This window comes from Maricaulis sp. (assembly GCF_017643475.1).
In the GTDB taxonomy this organism is placed as follows: Bacteria; Pseudomonadota; Alphaproteobacteria; order Caulobacterales; family Maricaulaceae; genus Maricaulis.
The window spans coordinates 62,533-77,141 of the sequence record NZ_JAEPNI010000003.1 but is presented as its reverse complement, the minus strand read 5'-3'; the positions used below and the strand labels follow the sequence as shown (position 1 = coordinate 77,141).

The 14,609-nt window shown below is 59.3% G+C and carries 13 protein-coding genes; 5 read left to right on the top strand and 8 right to left on the bottom strand.

Going from position 1 to position 14,609, the window contains the following annotated elements; genetic code table 11:
* Positions 1 to 3 precede the first annotated feature (3 nt).
* The 4 genes from JJ889_RS11795 to dusB all read right to left on the bottom strand — a co-directional run bounded on the left by JJ889_RS11795 (position 4) and on the right by dusB (position 5,603).
* Positions 4 to 2,217 (bottom strand): ATP-binding protein, encoded by a 2,214-nt coding sequence (locus JJ889_RS11795; protein ID WP_291895352.1) that lies wholly within the window; start codon positions 2,215 to 2,217, stop codon positions 4 to 6.
* Positions 2,218 to 2,321: 104 nt separating this feature from the next.
* On the bottom strand, positions 2,322 to 3,575 hold the full coding sequence (locus JJ889_RS11790) for a response regulator (protein WP_291895350.1): 1,254 nt from the start codon (positions 3,573 to 3,575) through the stop codon (positions 2,322 to 2,324).
* Position 3,576: 1 nt separating this feature from the next.
* Complete coding sequence (locus JJ889_RS11785) at positions 3,577 to 4,611, bottom strand: ATP-binding protein (RefSeq protein WP_291895347.1); 1,035 nt, start codon at positions 4,609 to 4,611, stop codon at positions 3,577 to 3,579.
* Positions 4,608 to 5,603 (bottom strand): tRNA dihydrouridine synthase DusB, encoded by a 996-nt coding sequence (gene dusB, locus JJ889_RS11780; RefSeq protein ID WP_291895343.1) that lies wholly within the window; start codon positions 5,601 to 5,603, stop codon positions 4,608 to 4,610. Before dusB ends, JJ889_RS11785 begins: the two co-directional genes overlap by 4 nt.
* Before the next feature lie 82 nt (positions 5,604 to 5,685).
* Here dusB and JJ889_RS11775 point away from each other — a divergent pair, with 82 nt between their 5' ends.
* Both JJ889_RS11775 and JJ889_RS11770 read left to right on the top strand, forming a co-directional pair.
* Positions 5,686 to 6,834: a bifunctional 2-C-methyl-D-erythritol 4-phosphate cytidylyltransferase/2-C-methyl-D-erythritol 2,4-cyclodiphosphate synthase gene (locus tag JJ889_RS11775; protein WP_291895340.1), complete on the top strand. Its 1,149-nt coding sequence runs from the start codon at positions 5,686 to 5,688 to the stop codon at positions 6,832 to 6,834.
* The gene (locus JJ889_RS11770) at positions 6,824 to 7,324 is read left to right on the top strand and encodes a CinA family protein (protein WP_366940101.1); all 501 of its coding nucleotides are present in this window, start codon (positions 6,824 to 6,826) and stop codon (positions 7,322 to 7,324) included. Before JJ889_RS11775 ends, JJ889_RS11770 begins: the two co-directional genes overlap by 11 nt.
* Here the strand turns inward: JJ889_RS11770 and JJ889_RS11765 are convergent.
* A complete protein-coding gene (locus JJ889_RS11765) occupies positions 7,286 to 7,783 on the bottom strand; it encodes a type II toxin-antitoxin system RatA family toxin (protein ID WP_291895334.1) in 498 nt (165 codons plus the stop codon). The genes JJ889_RS11770 and JJ889_RS11765 overlap by 39 nt on opposite strands.
* Complete coding sequence (gene lipA / locus JJ889_RS11760) at positions 7,783 to 8,757, bottom strand: lipoyl synthase (RefSeq protein WP_366940120.1); 975 nt, start codon at positions 8,755 to 8,757, stop codon at positions 7,783 to 7,785. Before lipA ends, JJ889_RS11765 begins: the two co-directional genes overlap by 1 nt.
* A gap of 136 nt (positions 8,758 to 8,893) precedes the next feature.
* Here lipA and JJ889_RS11755 point away from each other — a divergent pair, with 136 nt between their 5' ends.
* From JJ889_RS11755 to JJ889_RS11745, 3 genes are all read left to right on the top strand, one after another.
* Positions 8,894 to 9,193 (top strand): autorepressor SdpR family transcription factor, encoded by a 300-nt coding sequence (locus JJ889_RS11755; RefSeq protein ID WP_291895965.1) that lies wholly within the window; start codon positions 8,894 to 8,896, stop codon positions 9,191 to 9,193.
* Positions 9,190 to 9,783, top strand: a complete 594-nt coding sequence (locus tag JJ889_RS11750; RefSeq protein ID WP_291895329.1) for a hypothetical protein — start codon at positions 9,190 to 9,192, stop codon at positions 9,781 to 9,783. The genes JJ889_RS11755 and JJ889_RS11750 overlap by 4 nt, the downstream gene beginning before the upstream one ends.
* A gap of 81 nt (positions 9,784 to 9,864) precedes the next feature.
* Positions 9,865 to 11,592: an alpha/beta fold hydrolase gene (locus JJ889_RS11745; RefSeq protein ID WP_291895327.1), complete on the top strand. Its 1,728-nt coding sequence runs from the start codon at positions 9,865 to 9,867 to the stop codon at positions 11,590 to 11,592.
* 54 nt (positions 11,593 to 11,646) lie between these two features.
* Here the strand turns inward: JJ889_RS11745 and JJ889_RS11740 are convergent, their stop codons facing one another.
* Both JJ889_RS11740 and JJ889_RS11735 read right to left on the bottom strand, forming a co-directional pair.
* Positions 11,647 to 14,088, bottom strand: coding sequence for a M1 family metallopeptidase (locus tag JJ889_RS11740; protein ID WP_291895325.1), 2,442 nt, complete (start codon positions 14,086 to 14,088; stop codon positions 11,647 to 11,649).
* A 39-nt stretch (positions 14,089 to 14,127) separates the two neighbouring features.
* On the bottom strand, positions 14,128 to 14,589 hold the full coding sequence (locus tag JJ889_RS11735) for a DUF6702 family protein (protein ID WP_291895322.1): 462 nt from the start codon (positions 14,587 to 14,589) through the stop codon (positions 14,128 to 14,130).
* Between the last annotated feature and the right edge of the window lie 20 nt (positions 14,590 to 14,609).

Sequence of the window (14,609 nt, the reverse complement as noted above, 5' to 3'; positions counted from 1 at the left end):
GAATCAAGCCTCCTGTGCGTTTTCAAGCACGGTTTCACTCTCTCCCGCGAGCGGGAAAACCAGTCTGACAACAGCCCCATGACCTTCCGCAGGCACGTCCAGTTCAAGACGTCCCTTGTGGTCCTCCATGACACGCTTGACGATGGCAAGGCCGAGACCGGTGCCTTTCTCGCGCGTTGTCATATAGGGTTCGGTCAGGCGTTCCCGGTTCGAAACCGGCCAGCCCAGACCATTGTCTTGCACTTCGATCACCGCATAACCGTGTTCGGCGCGAAGGTCTGCCTTGATGATGCCAGGTTTAGCGCCGCCAAGTTCACTCTCCATACGAGAAGAGACACTCTCCGCGGCATTCTTGAGGATATTGGCAAGGGCCTGGCTGGACAGCCGCGCATCACACAGCGCGAGAATCTTGTCGTCGGACGCCTCGAAAACGACGTCCAGATTGGGTGACGCGACCCGTTGAGCGAACACAGCGGCTTGCGTCATTTCCCGCATCTCCACAGGCTCGATATTGGGCTGTGGCATTCGCGCGAATGAAGAGAATTCGTCGACCATTCGGCCGATATCGCTGACTTGTCGAACGATCGTGTCGGTACACCGGTCGAAGATCTCGACATCCGTCTGGATCTCCTTGCGATATTTCCGCTTGATACGTTCCGCAGACAGCTGGATCGGGGTCAGCGGGTTCTTGATCTCGTGTGCAATGCGTCGTGCGACGTCGCGCCAGGCAGCGTTGCGCTGGGCCGCGACCAGACGGGTCACATCGTCGAAGGTGACGATAAGGCCAGCCTCTTCGTCCATCGCCGCCCGGACGGACAGGCTGCGCACCTGGTCATCCTCCGCTCCGATATCAATCTGGGCCTCTGCGATCAGGCCGGGGCGACGTCGTGCCTCCTGAATGATCTCGAAAAGTTCCGGCGATACTGATTCAACATTGATCCCGATCAGATCATCCGTGCCCGGGCTCAGCAGGCCGACGGCGGATCGATTGACCAGGGTAATCCGGTCCTGGCTGTCCACGCCCATCACCCCGGCGCTAACGCCGGCAAGAACGGCTTCGGTAAAGGCGCGGCGCTGTTCGGACTCTGCATGGGATTCTATGAGTTCGCGGCGCTGGCTGCGCAACTGGCGGGTCATTCGGTTAAAGGCACGGCCCAGAGCAGCAATTTCATCATCCTCACGCCCCATCTGGACCCGGGTATCAAGATCGCCTCGCCTGACACATTCGGCGGCGTAGACCAGGCGCGAAATCGGCGTCACCACGCGGGTCGCTGCAGACAAGGCCAGCCAGATCGAGCCGATAATGATCAGCGCCACAACTTCAGCGTAGAGCATGAAGAAAACCGCACGCGATTCCGCTTCGCGCTCGCGCACGGCGCGCAGGGAACTCGAGGCTTCGAGAATGTCCCGCCAAAGCGACATGTCCAGTTCTCGAACAACATAAAGATAAGCGCCTTCATACCCTTCCAACTTGTGCAACATGCGCATGCCTTCAGCGCTGCTGGGAAGATTGGCCGCCGCTGCAAAATTCGGCCCCGATACACCCAAATCGCCCGCATCCGCGAGTTCATAGAGATTCTGGGTCGGAGGGACGTAAACCTCGCCCGGCCTGAACTCCACTTCAGCCAGACGCGTGCCGCGCTCATCAATGATGTAGGCCGCAGCCAGCCGCGACTGTGCAACGGCGTTGGCGAAAACTGTGTTGAACTGGATGCGACTGGAGACGAATTGCTGCGCTGCTCTTTCGCTCTCCACAGCGGTCGCCAGTGCCTGCAAGCGCGACTGGGTAATGCGCGCTTCCTGGTAATAGACTTCTTCAGCCGTCTGGGACGCTGTGTTTACAAAGGCTGTTACCCGCTCTCCAAACCAGTATTCCACACCACGCGTCAGGACCGCGCCCAGAAAGATTGCGGCGAAGATGGCTGGCGCGGCCGCCGCGATTGAAAACAGACCGACAAAACGTAGGTGCAGACGGGGTGCGGGCTCGCCGAAACGACGGCCTCGCATGCGGCGACGCACTCGCACAAAGACCACAAGTGCCAGCCCCAGGATCAAGACTGCATTGGCGGAAAGGATCGCCAGCGCAAGCGGATCGCCCGGCTCAATCGCATAGATATCACCCAGAATGGCAACGGCGACGACAACGAGGACTGTTGTCGCAACAACAAAACCAAGACCGAACAGCGCCGCCGAACGTGGCGAGATATTCTTGATCATATTGACAGATTCAGAATCTGACACGGGCAACCCTGAGCTTTAAAACACGCATCTTTACGCCGATGTTGCTCGAAATCAACACTCGTGTTCGTGCTGCCACATGGTTAGCGCAGGCCGAGCTCGGCCATCCGCCGCGCCAGTGTGTTGCGATTGACGCCTATCCGGGCAGCGGCGCGGGACTGATTACCACTCTCGACTTCCAGTGCCTGCAGGATGAGTGCCTTGTCGAGCAGGTCGACACCGTCCTGGCGACTGATGCCATTGGTGTTCATGAAGCGCGCGACTGCAGCGAACGGGTCCCCTTCGGCACGAGATGGCGTGTCACGATCTGCGCGGGAGAGTTCCTCCGTGACACTCTCAACGGAGAGGCTGCCGGACTGGCAGGCCACGGAGAGCCGCGAGAGAACGGCCCGCAACTGGGCTGAATTGCCCGGCCAGTCATGGCCTTGCAGTTGTTCGATGATGGGGGCTGGCAGGACCAGGGGCTCGCGCCCGTCGCGGTGAGCAAATTCAGCCAGAAAAGCCTGGCACAATGCGGGAATATCGTCTCGGCGCTGTCTCAAAGGCGGCAGATCCACACGGCTTTCGCCGAGACGTGCCTGCAGGCGTCCGCTTAGCTCAGCCTGGCCAGGCGTATACGTCGCCACGACCAGCGCCTGCCCGGTATCGAGCCCATCAAGCCCTGCGCCCAGCTGGCGTTCATCCCACTCATCAAGCCGAAGCCAGAGATGGTGGGACACGGTCTGACAGGCCTCGAAAATCTCCTTCGGAGCATGCGAAGGCGTCAGAACACGCACCTCGCCCCGGGCAATCCCGCGCGCATCAAAGAGCGTTTCTGCTGCGGTGCGTTTACCTGTCCCGGCTTCCCCCGAAATGAGAACATTGGCCCGGCTGCGCGCCGCCATGCCGATGGCCTTGAAGCTCGGCTGCATCTCTGAAGAGCGGCCGGCCAGCCCCGCTTCGGTCTGGCGCTCCCGAGGCCGGAGTGACTTGCTCGACTTCTTTAGCGCACCGGCCACCGTGTCGCGCAACACCTCCAGGTCGAAAGGTTTTGGGAGATAGTCAAACACCCCCACCTTGGAAGCACCGATTGCGGTTTTCGCCGTGGTCTGCGCGCTCATCGCGATAACGGGCATGCTCGGCGCCAGGCGCTTGAGCATGGGCAGGTGTTCAAACACATTCACACCATCCAGCAGCACATCGGTCAGCAAGAGATCGACACCGCCATCCTGCAACCAGCCGCGCGCTGTCTCGATCGAACCGGTCGCCCGCACTTCATGACCTGTGGAGGACAGGCTGCGCGCCACGATCTTGCGCAGGCTTTCGTCATCTTCGAGCAGGATGATCTTGGCTGGCATCTTATCCTCGGCGATCAGCTGGAAGTTTCAGGTAGAAGGATGTGGCACTGGGCGTTGATTCATAATCCAATCGCCCACCATGCAATTGGGCAATACGGGCGCAGAAGGAGAGTCCGAGCCCCTCACCCGCGGGCTTTGTCGTCACAAAGGGAGTGAACAGCGACCCTCGCAGTTCCGCGGACACGCCCGGCCCGTTGTCGCGTACGGCGATCACCAAAGGCGCCGGTCTCGAACCGTCCGCGCCTCGGTCAAGCGCGTCGTAGTAGGTCTCGACACGTATCCGCGGCCTGTCCGTGTCTTCCAGGGCGTCCAGTGCATTCTGCAATAGATTGAGAACGACCTGCTGCAGCAGGAGAACATCACCGCGACCCTGGGGCAGAGACGGATCGAACTGCTCGATGATCAGGTCGTCAGCCAGACTGCTGGAACGCGCCAATCGCTCGAAAGCCTCGACACAGACACGGTTCAGATTGACCGGTTCGTCTGCCTGCAGCTCAACATCCCCGATACTGCTCCAGCGATTGGCAAGGCTGGTGATGCGGTCAACGTCCTCGATGATGGTCTGGGGAAGATCGCGATCCTCACCGGACACACTCGGTTCAAGCAATTGCGCTGCGCCTCGGATACTCGCCAGCGGATTTTTAAGCTCATGGGCCAGCATCTTGCCAAAACCCAGTGCGGCCTGGTGTTCCTGGCGGCGCGGAGCGGGAGCGGGAAGAACGCATAAAGTTGTCGCGCCGACCTCGTGATCATAACTCGCACTCAGATCATACTGGGCGCCGGCAATCTCCACTTCGCGGAGGATCACCGACTGCCCGGTATCAATAGCCTGGAAAACAGGGTCCGCGATACGTGAGTAGGCGGGGTGAATTGCGTCCAGACCACGCTTGGAGAGTTTCCTGGAGGAGACTCCCAACCATTCCTGTCCCGCCGTGTTCAGCCAGAGCACGCGCTTGAGATCATCAAAGACGATCAGCGGAAAGGGCAAGACCTCGGCGGCTAGCTGGGCAGGATGATCGAGCGTGTGCTGGGTCATGCCGCCACGGCCTGCTCCGGCTCTTCAAGCCCTGCAAGACACGCCTCGACTTCTGCCGGGTCGAAGCTTTGGCACAGAATGTTCTTGAGGGCTCGACGTGAATCTTCGGCAGCGCGACGATATTCGACATCAACAAAGGAAGAGAAATGTTTGCGCATCATGCGAATACCCAGCGCTTCGCCATAGAAATCTAGCGCCTCCCGGAACTGTTCACTCAGCGCGGAACATTTCTCGTCCCAGCTTACCGCAAGAGGCCTTCCCAGCATTTCAGCACCGATCTGCCCAACCAGCCAAGGCAGACCCTGGGCCGCCCGTCCGATCATCACAGCGTCGGCACCGGATTGCTTCATAGCTTCACGAGCGTCGTGCAGTGAACAGATATCACCGTTGACGACCAGCGGAATATCAATCGCGTCACGCACCGGCCGAACAGCCGCCCAATCCGCTTCACCCTTGTAGAATTGCTGGCGAGTACGGCCGTGCACCGTAACCAGCTGGATCCCGGCATTTTGCGCGCGCAGGGCCAACTCGGCTGCATTCAGGCTGGCATGGTCCCATCCAAGACGCATTTTCAATGTCACCGGCAAGGTTGTGGCCGTCACCGTCGCCTCAATGAGGGTCATCGCATGATCGAGATCACGCATCAGGGCCGAGCCAGACAATCCTTTCGTCACCTGGCGCGCAGGACAGCCCATGTTGATGTCAACGATATCAGCGCCTGCGTCTTCAGCGATCTTCGCACCTTCCGCCATCCAGTGGGCTTCTCGACCTGCAAGCTGGATGATGCGTGGATTTAGACTGGCATCGCTGGCCGCCTTGCGCACCATGTCACGGCGACCGGCGGCCAGGGCGTCGCTAGCCACCATTTCAGACACGACGGCTCCTGCACCAAAAGCCTGGGCCTGACGACGGAAAGGCAGATCCGTCACGCCGGACATCGGAGCCAGGATTGCTGGCACGTCGATCACATGTTTGCCGACTGAAAAGCTCATGTTAGGTGACAGCCTCTTTCGCGCTCGCGTCGCGATAACGCTAACGATTTTGCTGCACTGCGGCAATGCACGGGACTGTCACATGAAAACTGCCGCCATTCTGGTCGCTGCCGGACGGGGAGAACGCGCCGGTGGCGGTGTGCCCAAACAATATCGGCAACTGGCAGGAAAAACCGTGCTTGAACGGACGCTTGAGGTGTTTTCTGCGCACCCGGACATTGGCCCAATAGTCGTTGTGATCAATCCTGCCGACCAAGGCTTCTATGCCTCGATCCAGGGTGACCACCGATATGTACCGGGTGGTGCAACACGCACAGCCTCGGTGCTGGCTGGTCTGGCGACACTGGAATCAGAGGCGCCCGATAAAATTCTCATCCATGACGCAGCCCGGCCGTTCGTCAGCCACGAAATCATATCCTCCGTGATCACGGCTCTGGAGGACACCCCGGCTGCCCTGCCGGTTCTGCCCCTGGCCGATGCCATTCTTGCGCATGAACATGGCGTCATGCAGGCCAGTGTTGACCGGGATCAACTGCGTGCCGCCCAGACACCGCAAGGCTTTCACTATGGCGCACTGATGAACGCCTACAAGGCACATGGTGATGGCGCGGCGCATGACGATGCCTCAGTCGCGCTCGCCGCGGGATTGAAGGTCACGCTGGTTGACGGCAGCTCGGATAATTTCAAACTGACCACACCGGCCGATTTCGAACGCGCCAAGACGATGCTTGGGAAACCAGACATGACCTATGTAACCGGCCAGGGATTTGATGTGCATCGCCTGGAAGCATCCGATCACATGTATCTGTGCGGTGTACGGCTTGATCAGGAGTTCGGCCTGGTTGGGCATTCCGATGCTGATGTCGGGCTGCATGCTCTGACCGACGCCATTCTTGGCGCTGCAGGCGAAGGTGATATTGGCCAGCACTTCCCGCCGACTGACCCGCAATGGAAAGGTGCGCCGAGCGATCGGTTTCTCGAACATGCCTGCCAGCTGTTGAAAAATGCTGGCGGGGAGCTTGTGAACGCTGATGTGACGCTGATCTGCGAGCGCCCCAAGGTGGGCCCCTATCGTGAGGAGATGCGTGCCCGGGTGGCAGGATTGCTTGGCCTCGCCGTGCGTCGTGTCAATATCAAGGCAACAACGACGGAGAAGCTGGGCTTTACCGGCCGCCGGGAGGGCGTTGCCGCCCAGGCTATCGTAACCGCGCGGATGCCAGATGATGTTTGACACTGAACTTATCACTCGGGCCGACGCCCTGCTCGCACGGGCTCGAACCGCAGGCGTCATGATCACAACAGCGGAGAGCTGTACCGGCGGGCTGGTCAGTTCACTGATGACCGATGTCGAAGGCTCTTCTGATGTGGTCGACCGTACATTCGTGACCTATTCCAATGAAGCCAAGACAGAAATGCTCGGCATTCCGGCCCGAGTGATCGTCTCCAATGGCGCCGTATCGCGTGAGGTCGCGCGCCGGATGGCAGAAGGCGCCCTTCTGAAATCCAACGCGGATATTGCGGTTTCGATCACCGGTATCGCTGGACCGGGTGGCACCGCTCACAAGCCTGCCGGATTAGTGCACTTCGGGTTGGCAATTCGTGGCCGCACCGTCATTTCACAGGTGGAACGCTTTGGAGACCGGGGGCGTGGCGAAGTCCGCCGCTGCGCCGTCCTGACTGCGCTAGGCCTGCTGGATCAGGGCGTCGATTTCTTCGGTTAGATCAAGCTCAGGATTGCCCGACGGCCCGAAGCGACGGCCCGCTTCATCGCTGAAGCGCTTGATCAGAACATGCCCGGCCCGGGCCTTGTTGGCTTCAAGCAGCATTTGCAACATGCCAATCTTGAATTCAGCCTCAATGTAGAAATCAACCAGGCAGGACCCGTCGCTGAGCGGATGGAAACGCCAGTTATTGATCAGGGTGCGAAACGGTCCGGAAACGAAACTTACATCTATGCTGAGAGCGCCAGCATCGGAGCGTACGCGGCTGGTGAAACTCTCTGCCACGAATTTATAGCGCACACGCGCCTCTGCGGTCAGATCACCTTCGCTCTCTTCAAGGACACGAAGGGCCGTGATCTGACTGATAAACTGTGGGTAGGACCGCACATCCAGCACCAGCCCGAAGAGCTCGTCCGCGGTGTGAAAGAGCCGCAGGTGTTCACGGACGACTGTCGCCACTAGCGGTTCACCGCCTGTTCGCGCGCGGCTTTCAGCTTGGCGAAATCATCACCGGCGTGATGGCTGGACCGTGTCAGCGGCGTGGCCGACACCATCAGGAACCCCTTGGCGCGGGCGATGGTTTCATAGGCCTTGAACTCATCCGGCGTTACAAACCGCTCGACCGCTGCGTGTTTGCGGGTCGGCTGGAGATACTGGCCGATCGTCAGGAAATCGATGCCGGCTGAACGCATATCGTCCATCACCTGCATGACCTCTTCCTTGGTCTCACCCAGACCGACCATGATGCCGGACTTGGTGAACTGGTTCGGATCGCGTTCCTTTACACGTTCCAGCAGACGCAGCGAGTGATAATAGCGCGCGCCCGGACGGATGGAGAGATAGAGGCGCGGGACCGTTTCCAGATTGTGGTTGAACACATCCGGTCTGGCGTCGATCACCATTTCCGCGGCGCCATCCTTTCGCAGGAAGTCCGGTGTAAGGATCTCGATCGTCGTCTGCGGCGCCGCCTCGCGGATGGAATTGATCACATCGACAAAATGCTGCCCGCCGCCATCATCCAGGTCATCCCGGTCCACTGACGTGATGACCACATGGTTGAGCCCCATCTCAGCCACGGCATCGGCGACACGGCGCGCCTCATCATGATCGACAGGGGCTGGCAGACCCGTTTTAACATTGCAGAACGAGCACGCTCGCGTGCAGGTGTCGCCCAGGATCATGAACGTGGCGTGTTTCTGTTCCCAGCATTCACCGATATTCGGACAACCGGCTTCCTCACAAACCGTGACCAAACCGCCATCCTTGACGATTTTCTGGGTCTCAGAGAACGTCTTGCCTAGCGGCGCCTTGACCCGGATCCAGTCCGGCTTGCGCAGCACCGGGGTGTCCGGACGCTTTTGTTTTTCAGGGTGGCGAGCGGCGCGCGCGGACGCGGCAGATTCACGCGAAGACGTATCGATCAGATTGGCCATGCCCCGCAAATAAGCCCAGCAGCGGCGGACATCAAGCGTTGTCATCCGTCCCTGCCCGAATACCGGCCATTATCTTAGTTAGATATTTTTCGAATTGTTCTTGACTTCAATTCGTCGATTAGCTAATCGTCTAATCATGAGCAATGTATTCAAAGCCCTCTCGGACCCCACAAGGCGGCGTGTCTTGGAACTCCTCAGGGAGCGTCCGATGACCGCTGGTGAACTGGCCGCTGAGTTCGACGTCTCCAAACCGACCATGTCGGCGCATTTCACAGTCCTCAAGGACGCCAACCTTGTGGACGCCACCAAGGACGGAAAGAGCGTGATCTATCGGATCAAGCTTTCTGTGCTCGAAGACGCCCTTCTCGGTTTTGCTGCCGCCTTTGGCCTGGGCAGCCCGACGGAAGAAAAAGACAAAGAGGAGACCGGACAATGAGCCGTACTTCGAATTCCATTTTCGGCCCCATGGCCATGGTGGTCCTGACGTTCAGCCTCGGCGCGATCGCCGCTTATCGTGAACCGGAAGGTCTGATCGCCTTCATGATTGCCGCGCTGTTCCTGCCCGTCGCCTGGACGGTGATCGAGATCAAGAAACGCAATCAAGAGCGTGATGAACGCTTCTATGAGAACCAAGCCGCGATCCGATGGTCCATCTCTGCCGCTGGGTTGCTGATGGCTGTTCCCCTTGCATTTACGCTGGTGGTTTCCTTCGGGATCACCGAGGCTCTCGGCGATGCGATGGAACAACGCATCCTGGGTGTTCTGTTCGGTGTCATATTTCTGCTCTACGGAAATGCCGCGCCCAAACGCCCCATCGCGTTGCAGGATGCTGGCTGTTCACCTGAACGTGCCCAGGCGCAGGCACGCTTTGCAGGACGCATGTTTGTTCTGACGGCTCTGGCCTACACACTGATCTGGGCTTTCGCGCCGATCGAATGGGCCATGCCTGCCGCAATGGCCGTGCTCTTCTCCGGCGTCATCGTCGTGGTCGCATCAGCCGCAAGCCTCTACCGCTCCAAAAACTAACCCTCCCCAACTTTCACTCTGCCTCAATAACGTGTGCCTTCGGGCACACGACCGGCGGAGCCATGCCAAAAGGAAATTCCCATGCCCTTCATTTTACACCTGACCAGGGTGTTACTGCCCCTGATCCTATCCGCCCTCATCAGCTTGCCTGCCCTCGCCCAGGAGGCCACTCGCAACTGGATTGGCACGCTGGACACGCCCGCCGGCTCCCTGCGGCTCCTGCTCAAGGTGAGCGAGGACCAGGACGGTAACCAGACCGCATTCCTTGAAAGCCTGGACCAGGCACCGGGTCAGAATATTCCCGTTACGACAGTCGCACTGGACGATGAAAGTCTCAGCTTTTCGATCGCCAATATGGGCGCGCAATACTCCGGCGATTGGAACGCGGAAACGAATCTGTATGAGGGCGAGTTTCAGCAAGGCATGACGCTGGCGCTCAATTTTTCCGCCGCTGACGAAGCGCCCGTTGCACTGATCATCGAAGGGCTGGACGGACGCTGGGAAGCGTTGCTCGATCGTGAGGGCACGCTCTTGAACCTCGTGCTGAATATCGAGACCGGAGCACACGGCACCTCGGCCACGCTGGATAGTGTTGACCAGGGCGTCTACGACATTCCGGTGACTGGTCTGAGCCGAGACGGCGACCGCGTTGACCTGCGCATCCCGATGGCCAATGTAACTTATTCGGCGGTGCTCGATGCTGACGCAGGCGTTCTGCGTGGCGACTGGACCCGCCCGGGCTTTCCGGATGTGGCGCTGGAATTCACCCGCACAGCCATGCAGGTGGTTGCTCCAACACGCCCGCAAACACCGCAAGCGCCTTTTCCCTATGAGATTTCCGAAGTGCGTATCGATAATCCTGAAGCAGAGGGCGTGAGCCTGGCCGGGACCCTGACCATGCCGCGTGGCAGCCAGCCTGTGCCGGCCGTCATTCTCGTTTCAGGATCTGGCCCCCAGGACCGTGACGAGAGCATCTGGGACCACCGCCCGTTCGCCGTTCTCGCCGATCATCTTACCCGCCAGGGGGTCGCGGTTCTTCGTTATGATGACCGCGGATTTGCAGAATCGACCGGAGACTTTGCAACAGGCACGTCACATGACTTTGCCAGCGACGCCATGGCAGTCCTGCGCTGGCTACGCGCGCAGCCGGGTGTGGACACGTCCAAAGTTGGTGTGATCGGTCACAGTGAAGGCGGGCTGATCGCGCCGCTGATGGCGAACCTGGACGGCGCACCTGACTTCCTTGTTTTGCTCGCTGGCCCCGGCACGACCGGCCAGGAGATCGTGCTGGAACAAGCCGGCCTTATCGCCCGCGCGTCCGGTGGTTCCGATGAGGATGTCGCCGCTATGGTCAGTGCACTTCAGGTGATGACAGATGAGGCCAAACAGGCCCATGACGGCGCCGATGTACGGGCACGAGTCACACCGCTCCTGACCGAGGAATTTTTGACGTCACTGAGCGTTCCGGCCGACCAGAAGGAGCTCTTCCTGACCCAGATCACGCGGGACTGGTATGTGCAATTCCTCAATCACGACCCGCTGCCCTATCTGCAGGCTGTTGAGCAACCCGTACTGGCAGTAGTTGGTTCCATGGATCTGCAAGTCCCTGCCGCATCCAATCTGGCAGGTCTGCGTGAGGGGCTGGCCGGAAACCCTGATGCTACCATCCTGGAACTTTATGGGCTCAACCACATGTTCCAGCCCGCACAGACCGGCACGATTGCTGAATACGCCCAGATCGAAACGACTTTTGACCCAGAAACGCTCGATCTGATTTCCGACTGGATCCGGACGCGTTTCGTGGACTGATCCAGACCTCCCCCCGGAAGTGAAAAGCCCGGCTCGCTTGAGCCGGGCTTTTTGCTATTCCTCTCGGGTTTCGATGCTGTCTCGTGAGACACGCAGATCCATGTCGCTCATCATGTTCGAGAGGGAGCCCTGACCGGACCGATAGAGCTCCAGACGCGTTGGCTCGATGCGCGGCGGATAGTGATTGTTGGACCGATCCGCATCGGCGGTTTCAAACAGCGGATCGAGCTCGACGGAAACAACCTCCTGATCCGTGATGTAGGACCAGGTGATGTTCGCCGGGTCATAACGCCAGACCTCAGCGGGAATGCGTACTGTCTCGGTGTTTCCGTTTGCGAAGGTGAATTCCAGGATCACCGGCATGACCACACCGCCCAGATTGGACAGCTCGATGTAATAGATACGGTCGCCGCTATCGAGGATGTCACGCTCATAGTCTTCCAGACCGTCGCGGAAACGCTCATAGGCTTCACGCTCGCGATTGGTCACGGTGTGAACATCCCGCGAGGAATAGAAGTCGACGACTTCCGGATTGTCATCGGCGTAGAAGCGGATGCCCTCAGCCATATTGTAGGCCTGGGTCCGGCTTTCGCCGCGGGACTCGTCTGAGGCGCGATCCAGCGCGTTCTCGATTTCCGGATTTTCGGTGTTGAACATACCCTCGGTGACGTTGTCGATGGAGATATCGACATGATCGGTGGAGTAGAACCATCCACGCCAGAACCAGTCGAGATCAATCCCCGAGACCTCTTCCATGGTGCGGAAGAAATCATACGGCGTCGGACGCTTGAAACGCCAGCGACGGGAATAGGTCCGGAAAGCCTCGTCAAACAGTTCGCGACCCATAATCGTCTCGCGCAGGATGAACAAGCCGACCGACGGTTTGGAGTAAGCATTCGCGCCGATGCTCCGAACACTATCTGACTGGGTCATGATCGGCTGCTGGTTGCGCGAGGTCATGTAACCCGTGATCCACTGGACGTCGGAGCGTTTGCGGCCAACAAAATCCTCTTCCCAGCGAAGCTTTGCGATGTCCTCGAGGAAGGAGTTGAGGCCTTCATCCATCCAGGTCCACTGGCGCTCGTCGGAATTGACAATCATCGGGAAATAGATGTGACCAATCTCGTGGATGATCACCCCAACAAGACCGTTCCGGGCGCCGCGGGAATAGGTGATATTGCCATCATCATCGATCGTCGGGCGTCCAAATGTACCACCATTGAAGGTGATCATCGGATACTCCATGCCACCCTGCGGTCCCGCTACCGATTGCGCTGTGGGATACGGGTAAGGGAAGGCAAACTCGTTATAGACATTGATCGTATGCTCGACAGCGCGGGTCGAGAACGTCGACCAGAGCGGCTCGCTTTCAAACGGATAGAAGGACATCGCCATGACCAGGTCCGGTGCCTCGCCCTGCCCGTCCTGCTCGATACCAACGGCATCCCAGATGAATTTGCGCGACCCTGCCCAGGCAAAGTCGCGGACATTCTCGGCGGCAAAACGCCAGGTGCGCTCGGAGCGCGTACCACGGCGTTCGTTCTGCTGTGCCTCTTCCGGGGTCACAATGAACATCGGCTCGTCTGCCGTGCGTGCCTGTTCCAGGCGTGTTCTCTGCTCTTCGGTCAGAACCTCGTCGGCATTCTGGATCTCGCCTGTCGCGGCAACAATGAAGTCCTGCGGAACCGTCAGCGAAACATCGTAATTGCCAAACTCCAGCGTGAACTCACCACGAGAGAGGAAGGGTTTGTTGTGCCAACCCTCGAAATCTGTAAAGGCAGCCGCTCGTGGATACCATTGCGCGACCTGGAAAATACAATCGCCACCTGAATTGTCGTAATCGTCAAAACACTCGACACCACCCCGGCCACCGGCCCACAGGGTTTCCAGCAGACGATGGTTCCAGTCGATGGTGAAAGTGACGCTGTCACCGGTTTCCAGTGGCGTTTCCAGATCCACCCGCATCAGCGTGTCGACGATGGTGAATTCCAATGTCTCCCCATCGGCTGCAGTCACACCCGTGATGTTCTGGCCATAGCCGTTCTCTCGAACAAGGCGCCGGCGATTGAAAGCCCGCGCGGCGATACCATCGGTCGAGATGCGGCCAAGGCGCGAACTGGCACGTTCACCGCCACCAATCGTCTCGGTCATTACCGCGATGGAGTCCGGACGGAAGCGGTTCTGGTCGAGGTGGAACCAGAGGAAATCCAGCGTGTCCGGCGCGTTATTGGTGTAGGTCACCGTCGCCGCGCCCGTGATCACGTGGGAGTTCTCGTCCAGACGCGCCTCGATAACGTAGTCTACCTGTTGCTGCCAGTAGGCCGGTCCCGGCGCTCCCGTCGCGCGGCGTTCATCATTGGGTGTCGGCCAGTCCTCGTCTTCCATCTGACGAAAGGCGTCGCGCCAGTCGCTGGACGTCTGACGGATAGGCTGAGCCTCCGCCACGGCGGCAAAACCCACGCTCGTGACAAGCATGGCAATGGCTAGATTGCGCATTTCCCCAAATCCCCTTGAGACAATCCCGGTGTCGGGACGTTATTGCGTGAAGCGGACGCGGATCGGATCGCGTCGGCCAGGCCCCTGCATCGCGGTGCGAACATCAGAGTTGAAACGGAAATTGGTCATCATGACCTGGTCCTCGAACGCGTTCGAGAGAATGTCATTATCGACCACAAAGCTGGACGTATCTTCTGGCGCCGAAGCGGTGAAATAGATCCAGGCGAACTCGCCGTCCAGCTCGGCGCCAACATAGGTCAGCTCAAGCAGCCGGCCGTCTCCCTCAGCCACGCGAAACTCCGCGCGTACAAGTTGCTCGATCTGCGCAAGGCCGGATTGTGAGGAGAGGAGTTCGGTCTCATCCAGTTCCAGGTTTCCCAGCGCCTCAAGAAGGTCGTGGGCGTAGACCCGGTGGATGATTTCCATTTCGCCGGTGCGTTCATTGACCGCGATCTCGGTCGCGCCGGCTTTCATGCGGTGAGCCTGAACAGGAGCCGTCACGAGGACGGCTCCTGCCATTA

What these genes read in the sequence shown, in the direction of transcription:
- JJ889_RS11770 (WP_366940101.1), top strand. Translation starts at nt 6,824, where the DNA reads ATGATGTTTGACACTGAACTTATCACTCGGGCCGACGCCCTGCTCGCA.
- JJ889_RS11785 (WP_291895347.1), bottom strand. Translation starts at nt 4,611, where the DNA reads ATGACCCAGCACACGCTCGATCATCCTGCCCAGCTAGCCGCCGAGGTC.
- JJ889_RS11750 (WP_291895329.1), top strand. Translation starts at nt 9,190, where the DNA reads ATGAGCCGTACTTCGAATTCCATTTTCGGCCCCATGGCCATGGTGGTC.
- JJ889_RS11755 (WP_291895965.1), top strand. Translation starts at nt 8,894, where the DNA reads ATGAGCAATGTATTCAAAGCCCTCTCGGACCCCACAAGGCGGCGTGTC.
- JJ889_RS11790 (WP_291895350.1), bottom strand. Translation starts at nt 3,575, where the DNA reads ATGCCAGCCAAGATCATCCTGCTCGAAGATGACGAAAGCCTGCGCAAG.
- JJ889_RS11745 (WP_291895327.1), top strand. Translation starts at nt 9,865, where the DNA reads ATGCCCTTCATTTTACACCTGACCAGGGTGTTACTGCCCCTGATCCTA.
- JJ889_RS11795 (WP_291895352.1), bottom strand. Translation starts at nt 2,217, where the DNA reads ATGATCAAGAATATCTCGCCACGTTCGGCGGCGCTGTTCGGTCTTGGT.
- lipA (WP_366940120.1), bottom strand. Translation starts at nt 8,757, where the DNA reads ATGGCCAATCTGATCGATACGTCTTCGCGTGAATCTGCCGCGTCCGCG.
- dusB (WP_291895343.1), bottom strand. Translation starts at nt 5,603, where the DNA reads ATGAGCTTTTCAGTCGGCAAACATGTGATCGACGTGCCAGCAATCCTG.
- JJ889_RS11740 (WP_291895325.1), bottom strand. Translation starts at nt 14,088, where the DNA reads ATGCGCAATCTAGCCATTGCCATGCTTGTCACGAGCGTGGGTTTTGCC.
- JJ889_RS11775 (WP_291895340.1), top strand. Translation starts at nt 5,686, where the DNA reads ATGAAAACTGCCGCCATTCTGGTCGCTGCCGGACGGGGAGAACGCGCC.